Source organism: Mycobacterium sp., assembly GCF_047975165.1.
GTDB lineage: Bacteria > Actinomycetota > Actinomycetes > Mycobacteriales > Mycobacteriaceae > Mycobacterium.
In genome coordinates, this window is record NZ_JBKECZ010000007.1 from 1 (window position 1) to 7,751 (window position 7,751).

Genomic DNA, 7,751 nt, shown 5'->3' on the forward strand with positions numbered 1-7,751 from the left:
AAGGCGTCGGCTTCGGCGCCCATCACGGCGTGGATGAATGTGGCCAGCAGTTCACGCAAGACATCGGGGTGGGTGGTGGTGAGTCGTTCGGCCAGCACCATGGGCAGGTCGATATCGTGGGCAGGCAGTGGTCATCGCGTTGGTTCCTTTGCTCGAGTGACTTTTTCGGGTCTCTCGAAGAATCACGCGATGACCTTCATTCATTCGGCTACGACACGCCGGTACCGCAGATCAGGTCCGACTCGTACACCACTCTGCTGGACGCAACCAGACAACGGCCAGTCGCCCCACATGCCCCGGGTTCGTCGCCACATCATCCCGACGCGCGCTGACCATTATCTGCCGCAGAGGCCCCCACCCCTCCCCGCCTCGAATAAAAGGGTCACGATGAAAAGCCTTGCTGCACTCGTCCTTTCCTTCATTCTGCTGATGTGCGGTGCGGTGGTGGGCGTGGGCAGTGCCCTCGCCGCGACACCCGACTGATCGGGACTCGACGCGACGAACTACGACGGCCCGATTCCGCCCCACGGCGCGTTGATCACCTCGGTGCTGCTGGATCCGGCACCGCCGCTGCGCAGTCACCGCGACGACGAATACCTCTCGCACCGGCTCGATCAGGGGTACGCGATCGTCGGCACCGACAACGTCGGGCCCAGCATCCCGGGGGTGATGAGCTACCTCAACAGCGCCGCCAGCGCGCACGCCGTCGTCAAACTCGGTGGCCCCGACCTTGCGATTCCCGAGCAGTTCGGGCCGGTGGCCGACAGCTATACCGTCTACATCAGCGGCACCGTGCCGGCGTCGATGAAAGACCCCACCCCGTTCCTGCGCACCGCACTGGGCGGGTAGCCGTCAGTCCCTCGTAAAGTCGTTGAGCCAGAGCCGGATAGCGCCCAGGCACTCGGCTTCGACCGTGCCCGCGACCGCGGCGATGCGTCGTCGACTGATCGTGCGCGGCTGTTCGGTCATCGCGAAAGTCGGACGGTCCAGCCCAAGGGCCGCGCCGGTCAGCTCCACGTGCTGCGGCCAACCGCGCTGTGTCGTCGTCGCGGGACCGATGATGGCCAATTCGGCGACCGCCCGCAAGTAGCCCGTCGATGCGACGACGACGGCCGGCCGGCGGCCGGACTGGTCGCGACCTACGGTGGGGTCGAGGTTGACCCAGACGACGGATCCGGGTCGCAGCGGTTCGGTCACCGGGGCTCGTCGACGTCGGAGTCGAGTGTTGCCCAGCCTTCGGTTTCCGTGCGCCAGCCGTGCAGGGTGTCCTCGTCGGCGGTGCGCAGTGCGGTTGCGACGGCAGCCAGGCGCTGGCGGCGGTCGTGCTCATCCATCACCTGCTCCATAAAGTTCTGCACGGTTTGGCGCCGCTGCCCAGCCGCGGCCGTGATGCGATCGCGCAGCGGTTTGCTGACTTTGATAGTGGTGATATCAGCCATCCGCTCAGGATACGTCAGGTATCCGCGATCGACATACCGAAGATATGCGCCGCACCCGCCCCGCGCCGGGAGGCCCGCTCCCTCACGCTGCGACGGCCTCGAGTGCTGCGCTGACGGCGGCGTACATGGTCGTCTTGATCGCACCGAGGGTGCCCGGATCCTTGCCGAGCAACGGTTGCAGCCGATCCGCTGCCGCGTCGATGAGGCCGTCGGCGGGCGCGGTGTCGTCGACGAGCTGGATCGCCTGGGCTTGTGGCCCGCCGAAGCGCTGTCCGGTGGTCATGGCGGCCAGCGCGGTCTGCGGCGGCAGCTTGGCCTGGATGAGCGCGGCCATACCCGGAGTGAACGGAATGCGGATGTCGACCTCGGGGAAGCAGAAGTAGCCGCGGTCCGCGCGCATGACGCGGAAGTCGTGGGCGATCGCCAGCATGGAGCCCGCACCGAACGCGTGTCCGTTGATCGCGGCGACGGTGGGCAGTGGGAACGTCAGGATGCGATTGAGCAGTGTCTGGATACGCCCGACGTACCAGTCGGCCCTGTCGCCGTTGGCGGCGAGCCAGTCGAGATCGAGTCCGTTGGAATAGAACTTGCCGCTGCCGGTGGTGATCAGCGCCTGCGCGGTGTTCTCGATGTCGTCGAGGTGGGCGTCGAGAGTGTCGAGTTGCGCTGGCGAGAAACGGTTTTCGTCGGCACCGAGGGTCAGCACGGCGATCCGGTTCCGGTATTGCAGAGTTGCGGTCATGGGCGGGCCCTTTCGGGATTGGGTGGTATTTCCAGGGAGTTCCGGGGGGAGTCCAGGGGCTCAGGGGTTCCGGGGGCAGGGGTTCAGGGGTTCAGGGGTTCGCCGGCGGGATGGTCAGCACGGCCCACACGGCCGCAGCCAGGCGTTCTCGTGCGGCGTCGTCGGGTATTCGGTTGTCGCGCAGCAGAAGTGCCGTCGGAAGGCCGACGACGCTGTCGCGGATGAGTACCAGCGCCGGCTTGTCGGCGCGGTTCCACAGCCCGCGCGCCAATCGGATGAAGATCGCACCGAGGGCGTCGTCGAGTTCCCGCAACTCCCGGGCCACCTCGGCGGGCACCTCCCCGGATCGCAGCAGCTCGCTGCGCGGAACGGTCAGCAGGAATTGCGCCGACGACGGGTTCTGGTCGAAGAACAGCGCCGGACACAACGCGGCCGCGACTACGGCGTCCACCGCGGCAGCGTCGCCAACCGTGGCAGCGTCGGTAACCCCGGCAGCGTCGGCAACGGCGGTGTGCCCGCCGGTCAACGCCCGCTCGACGGCGTCGCGTTGGAGTACCAGAAACCGGTTGGCCGCACGCACCCACGCCCGGCCCAGCAATCCGGCCCGCGAGGCGAACGCGTGATACAGCGCGCCGTTGGACATCGACGTCGCATCCGACAGGGCGCGGATGGTGACCGCTGCCGGCCCGGCGCTCACCGCGAGTTCCTCGGCGACGTCGAGGACGCGATCGAGATCGTGCACCCGGGGACGAGGCATGGGACGAATATAACAGAGCGAATGCTCTAATACCGGGTTCCAGGGTGCGCGCCGACGGACACCGACTTTGCTCCACGATTTCCCATGCCGGAGAGCAGTGGTTACCTTGGTACGGCGGGTGTGGTCAACGGGGATGAGCGTCGCGGTGCGTGGCGCGCGGGCACCGCGGGTGGGGCGCTGTTCAGCGGTTCAGCTGCTACCGACCTGAAAATTTCTCCGATAGCACCGCCCCCTACCGAGCGGGCCGCCCCGCCCGCACCTTCCAGGACAAGCTAGGGAGCCGGAGAGTTGAACATCGACCCCGCAGCCACCGCGTGGCTGCTTGCCAGCACCGCGTTGGTGCTCTTGATGACGCCCGGGCTGGCGATCTTCTACGGCGGCATGGTGCGCACCACCGGCGTGCTCAACATGATCATGATGAGCTTCATCTCGATCCCGCTGGTCACCGTGGCGTGGCTGCTCGTCGGCTACAGCCTGGCGTTCACCAGCGGAGGCGGGTTCGTGGGCGGGCTGTCTTTTGCCGGCATGAAGGGCATCGGCCCGGACACCGCGCACGGCCCGGTGCCCGAGCTGCTCTTCGCCACCTTTCAATTGACGTTTGCGATCATCACCGCGGCCCTGGTCAGCGGCGCCATCGCCGACCGCGCGAAATTCGCCGCCTGGATGCTGTTCGTGCCGGTCTGGGCCATCGCGGTGTATTCGGTGGTCGCCCACTGGGTGTGGGGGCCCGACGGCTGGCTGGTCAACATGGGGGTGCTCGACTACGCCGGCGGACTGGTCGTCGAGATCGTCTCCGGCTCCTCCGCGCTGGCGCTGGCGCTCGTGCTGGGCCCGCGCATCGGCTTCAAGGTCGAGGCGATGCGCCCGCACAACCTGCCATTCGTGCTGCTCGGGGTGGGCCTGCTGTGGTTCGGCTGGTTCGGGTTCAACGCCGGCTCCGCGCTGGCCGCCGACGGGATGGCGTCGGCGATCTTCCTCAACACCCTGGTCGCCGGCTGCCTGGGCATGCTGGGCTGGCTCTCGGTGGAACAGATCCGCGACGGCAAGCCGACCACGTTCGGCGCCGCCTCGGGCGTGGTCGCCGGCCTGGTGGCCATCACCCCGTCCTGCGGCACGGTGAACACCCTGGGCGCCGCGGTCGTCGGCCTAGCCGCCGGAATCGTGTGCGCGTTCGCCATCACGGTGAAGTTCAAGCTCAACTACGACGACTCACTCGACGTGGTGGGGGTGCACTTCGTCGGCGGGGTGGTCGGCGTGCTGTTGATCGGGCTGTTCGCCACCGCGGTGATGACGCACGGCGCCAACGGGCTGTTCTACGGCGGCGGGCTGCTCCAGCTCGGCAAGCAGGCCCTGGCGATGGCGGTCGTGGGCCTGTATGCCTTCACCGTCAGCTACCTGCTGGCCATGGCGATCGAGCGGACGCTGGGGTTCCGGGTCAGCAGGGAGGCCGAAGTGCAGGGCGTCGACCTCACCCAGCACGCCGAGACCGCCTACACCGAGGGTGTCTACGGCCACCAGCAGATCCACCGCCCGCTGTTCGGCCAGCAGGACGCGCCGCGCCCGCGCCGCGACGTCGACGACGCCTACTGATCACCCCGGGTCGTTGGGCGCCGGGCCCCGGGCACCGGGCGCCGGCCGTCGTGCCCGGCCCCGGGCACCCTGCCCAGCCAGATGCACCGTCAGGGCAAAGCCCTGGCGACCCTGTCCGCAATCAGGAGTCTTTCGCGAGCGTAACGGGGTTGCGAATTTTCGCTCCAGATTTCGCCATGGCGTTACGCTCGCGAGCGAGCGTGCGAGGCCCCTGCCCCCTGCCCCCTTCCCCCTGGCCCCTGCCCCCTGGCCCCTGCCCCCTGGCCTCTGTCCCCTGGCCCCAGGCCCCTGGCCCGTGCCCCCAGTGCCCCAGTGCCCGGGCCAGGCCTGCGCTCAGCGGGCGGTCTGCGTGGCCAGCCACGCCGCCACTTCGTCGGTGACCGGGTCGGTGATGTCGAGGTATTCGGGGTGTTTCTTGAGCACGGTGCCCACCATCGAACACACCGGCACGATCCGTTTGCCGTCGGCGCGGGTGGCCCGCAGCGCCTCGGCGAGCAGGAGGGTCGCCAGGCCCCGACCACCGAACGCGGGATCGATCTCGGTGTGGTGGAACACCCGCTGAGCCCCCCGGTCGGCGAACGCGGCAAATCCGGCGTTCGTGCCGTCGACGGCAATGGTGTAGCGGTCGGGCTCCACCGCGACGGTGGTCTGCGCGCCGGTCTTGTCGGTCGTCATCTGCGCTCCTTGGGTTGTGCGGCCCGTCTGGACTTCAATCGGGTGGTCGGCATGGGCGGGGCCGGCAGCCGGGCGAGACTCCCGCGATAGCCCGCCACGGAACCGAAGCGGTCGTCGGCGTCCTGCCACAGACGGCGGAACTCGACGAGTTCGTCGTGGCTGTGGCCGACGAAGTTCCACCACATCACCAACCGCTCGCCGAAGGGGGTGCCCCCCAACAACAGCACCCGGGCCGCGCGCTCCCCCGGATTGTGCAGCCGCAGCACGGAATGCCCGGGCCCCTGGTAGCCGAGCTCACCCTCTGCCAGGTCGATGCCGTCAAGCCGGGCCGCGCCGTCGTCGCACAGCACCCCGTGCTCGAACGTCGCATCGATGTCCAGGTCCAGTGACGCTCCGGCGTCGAGGTCGAGCTGCGCACCGAGCAAGGGGGTGAATGTGGAGACCGGCGCGCGGCTTCCTGCGAGCTCCCCGAGAAAAACCCGCGCCTGACCGCCTGACAGTCGTGTCGGCCGGGGCCGGTAGTGCACGAAGTCTCGCCCGGTATCGCGGTCCGAATCGGGCAGCGCCACCCACAGCTGCACACCGTGCAGGGTGCGGCCGTCGGTGGATACCTCCGAGTGGCAGATGCCCGCGCCGGCGGTCATCAGATTCAGTTCCCCGGGACGGACCAGGACGTGCACGCCGGCGCTGTCGCGATGTTCCAGCTGCCCGTGGAACAGCCAGGTCACCGTTTGCAGGCCGGTGTGCGGGTGGGGCGGCACGTCCATCCGGTCCGAAGTCGGCCCGAAATGGTCGACGAAGCACCACGCCCCGATCGTTGAGCGCTGCCGCTGCGGAAGCGTGCGCCGCACTTCGATGGCGCGGGATCCGTCCAGCGGCACATCCCTGGGCTGGAGCACCTCGACGGGGGATGCTGCGGACGCGGGCTGCGAAGCGGTGCAGTCGACTTCGGTGGGGACTGTCTCCAGGTTGCTCACGGTCGGCCCTTCGCAGCGGGTGCGATTTCACACCGATACCGTGACCCTACTCCGCACGCCGCGGGCCCTGCGGTGGTTGCCCGCCGACGTCCGGGCCGGTTGGCGATGGGACCGGTTGTGCTGGGGACCTGCTACGCCGCCGGCCGTGGCCGCATCCGCGCGGCGGGCAGGTGCAACACCACCGCGGACTGCGCCTCGGCGGCATTTTCGTGGCGCGCCAGCAGGGTGGCGTTCTCGGGCAACTGGCGAGCATTGATCTCCCCCGCGGCGATGCGCTGCAGCACCCGGTGTGCCCGCGCGAGTTGTTCGCGCTTGCGGTACTGGCCGCCGGGCAGCTTCACTCCCGCCCAGACGCCGTACGCCTCGCCGTGCGCGACCGCCCGCTGGGCACACAACCGCTGCTGAGCCAGCGGGCACTTGCGCAGGCATTGGATGCGCGCCTCGGTGGCCGACTGCTCGTAGGCGCGGGCCTTGGTCGCGCCGTCGCCTTCGTCGTCATCGGGAAAACCGAACCACAGTTCCGGGTTGGCCGTGCAGGGGCTTGTCATCTACCGATCTCCTTCGGGGTGAAACGTAGAACGTAGGCGAAAGCGTATACACGGACATCGTGCCGGCGCAAGAGAACCGAGATTAAAACGAATATACATAAGGAGGTCGGGCTGGCTGTGTAGTATTCGCCGTATGGCCGGAGCCCGCCGTGAGTCGTGAATCGGCCGGCGCGGCCATGCGTGCGCTGCGCGAGTCCCGGGACTGGTCTTTGGCCGACCTCGCAGCCGCGACCGGCGTGAGCATCATGGGGTTGAGCTACCTCGAACGCGGCGCCCGAAAACCACACAAAAGCACTGTTCAAAAGGTTGAGAACGGGTTGGGGCTGCCGCCGGGCACCTACTCGCGCCTGCTGGTGGCCGCAGACCCGGACGCCGAGCTGGCCCGGCTGGTCGCAGCGCAACCGCCCGAGCCGGCACCCGCCGGACGACGGGACACCGTCGTCGTCGACCGGCACAGCGATACCGACGTCCTCGAAGGCTACGCCGAAGCGCAGCTCGATACACTGCGGACCGTCATCGATCGATTGCCGGCGAGCACATCAAACGAATACGAGTCGTATATTCTCTCTGTGATCGCACAGTGTGTGAAGGCGGAGATGCTGGCAGCAAGTTCGTGGCGGGTGGCGGTGAGTGGGGATGTGGAGTCCGCAGGTCGGCTCATGCAACATCTGCGGGCGCTCGAGGTGACCCGTAGTGCGTTGCTGACGAGGATGCCGGCGAGCCTGCATGCTCGGTTCGACAGGGCGTGCACGGCCTCGTCGCTGCCCGAACCGGTGATCGCCGCCCTGATCGGTATCGGCGGCGACGAGGTCTGGGACATCCGCAACCGAGGTGTCATTCCGCCCGGGGCACTCCCCCGGGTACGCGCTTTCACCGACGCGGTGGAAGGTGGAGGACCGGGTGGCGAGGGCGGACCGGGCGGCGAGGGCGGGTCCGGTGACGCAGGCGGGCCGGGGGGCAATGCCGGGCGGGGCCGCGAGGGCGGGTCCGGTGACGCAGGCGGGCCGGGGGGCAATGCCGGGC

The 7,751-nt window shown here is 68.6% G+C and carries 9 protein-coding genes and 1 pseudogene; 3 read left to right on the forward strand and 7 right to left on the reverse strand.

What is annotated here, in order from left to right; genetic code table 11:
- The first annotated feature begins 546 nt into the window (after positions 1-546).
- The gene (locus ACK5M9_RS00520) at positions 547-849 is read left to right on the forward strand and encodes a hypothetical protein (protein WP_416891258.1); all 303 of its coding nucleotides are present in this window, start codon (positions 547-549) and stop codon (positions 847-849) included.
- Between the two features lie 3 nt (positions 850-852).
- Here ACK5M9_RS00520 and ACK5M9_RS00525 read toward each other — a convergent pair whose 3' ends face one another.
- The 4 genes from ACK5M9_RS00525 to ACK5M9_RS00540 all read right to left on the reverse strand — a co-directional run bounded on the left by ACK5M9_RS00525 (position 853) and on the right by ACK5M9_RS00540 (position 2,938).
- The gene (locus ACK5M9_RS00525) at positions 853-1,197 is read right to left on the reverse strand and encodes a type II toxin-antitoxin system PemK/MazF family toxin (protein ID WP_416891259.1); all 345 of its coding nucleotides are present in this window, start codon (positions 1,195-1,197) and stop codon (positions 853-855) included.
- Complete coding sequence (locus tag ACK5M9_RS00530) at positions 1,194-1,439, reverse strand: hypothetical protein (protein WP_416891260.1); 246 nt, start codon at positions 1,437-1,439, stop codon at positions 1,194-1,196. Before ACK5M9_RS00530 ends, ACK5M9_RS00525 begins: the two co-directional genes overlap by 4 nt.
- Before the next feature lie 82 nt (positions 1,440-1,521).
- Entirely contained in the window at positions 1,522-2,181 is a 660-nt protein-coding gene (locus ACK5M9_RS00535) for an enoyl-CoA hydratase/isomerase family protein (protein WP_416891261.1), read from the reverse strand.
- 91 nt (positions 2,182-2,272) lie between these two features.
- Positions 2,273-2,938, reverse strand: coding sequence for a TetR/AcrR family transcriptional regulator (locus ACK5M9_RS00540; RefSeq protein ID WP_416891262.1), 666 nt, complete (start codon positions 2,936-2,938; stop codon positions 2,273-2,275).
- A 288-nt stretch (positions 2,939-3,226) separates the two neighbouring features.
- Here ACK5M9_RS00540 and ACK5M9_RS00545 point away from each other — a divergent pair, with 288 nt between their 5' ends.
- On the forward strand, positions 3,227-4,528 hold the full coding sequence (locus ACK5M9_RS00545) for an ammonium transporter (protein WP_416891263.1): 1,302 nt from the start codon (positions 3,227-3,229) through the stop codon (positions 4,526-4,528).
- 333 nt (positions 4,529-4,861) lie between these two features.
- Here ACK5M9_RS00545 and ACK5M9_RS00550 read toward each other — a convergent pair whose 3' ends face one another.
- From ACK5M9_RS00550 to ACK5M9_RS00560, 3 genes are all read right to left on the reverse strand, one after another.
- Positions 4,862-5,203: a GNAT family N-acetyltransferase gene (locus tag ACK5M9_RS00550; RefSeq protein ID WP_416891264.1), complete on the reverse strand. Its 342-nt coding sequence runs from the start codon at positions 5,201-5,203 to the stop codon at positions 4,862-4,864.
- The gene (locus tag ACK5M9_RS00555) at positions 5,200-6,180 is read right to left on the reverse strand and encodes a pirin family protein (RefSeq protein ID WP_416891265.1); all 981 of its coding nucleotides are present in this window, start codon (positions 6,178-6,180) and stop codon (positions 5,200-5,202) included. Before ACK5M9_RS00555 ends, ACK5M9_RS00550 begins: the two co-directional genes overlap by 4 nt.
- Before the next feature lie 131 nt (positions 6,181-6,311).
- Positions 6,312-6,728 carry a WhiB family transcriptional regulator gene (locus ACK5M9_RS00560; protein WP_416891266.1) on the reverse strand — a complete coding sequence of 139 codons (417 nt, stop codon included), beginning with the start codon at positions 6,726-6,728 and terminating at the stop codon, positions 6,312-6,314.
- 149 nt (positions 6,729-6,877) lie between these two features.
- Between ACK5M9_RS00560 and ACK5M9_RS00565 the strand changes: the two are divergent.
- Positions 6,878-7,639 (forward strand): annotated as a pseudogene (locus ACK5M9_RS00565) (helix-turn-helix domain-containing protein); the annotation flags it as partial.
- Positions 7,640-7,751: the final 112 nt, after the last annotated feature.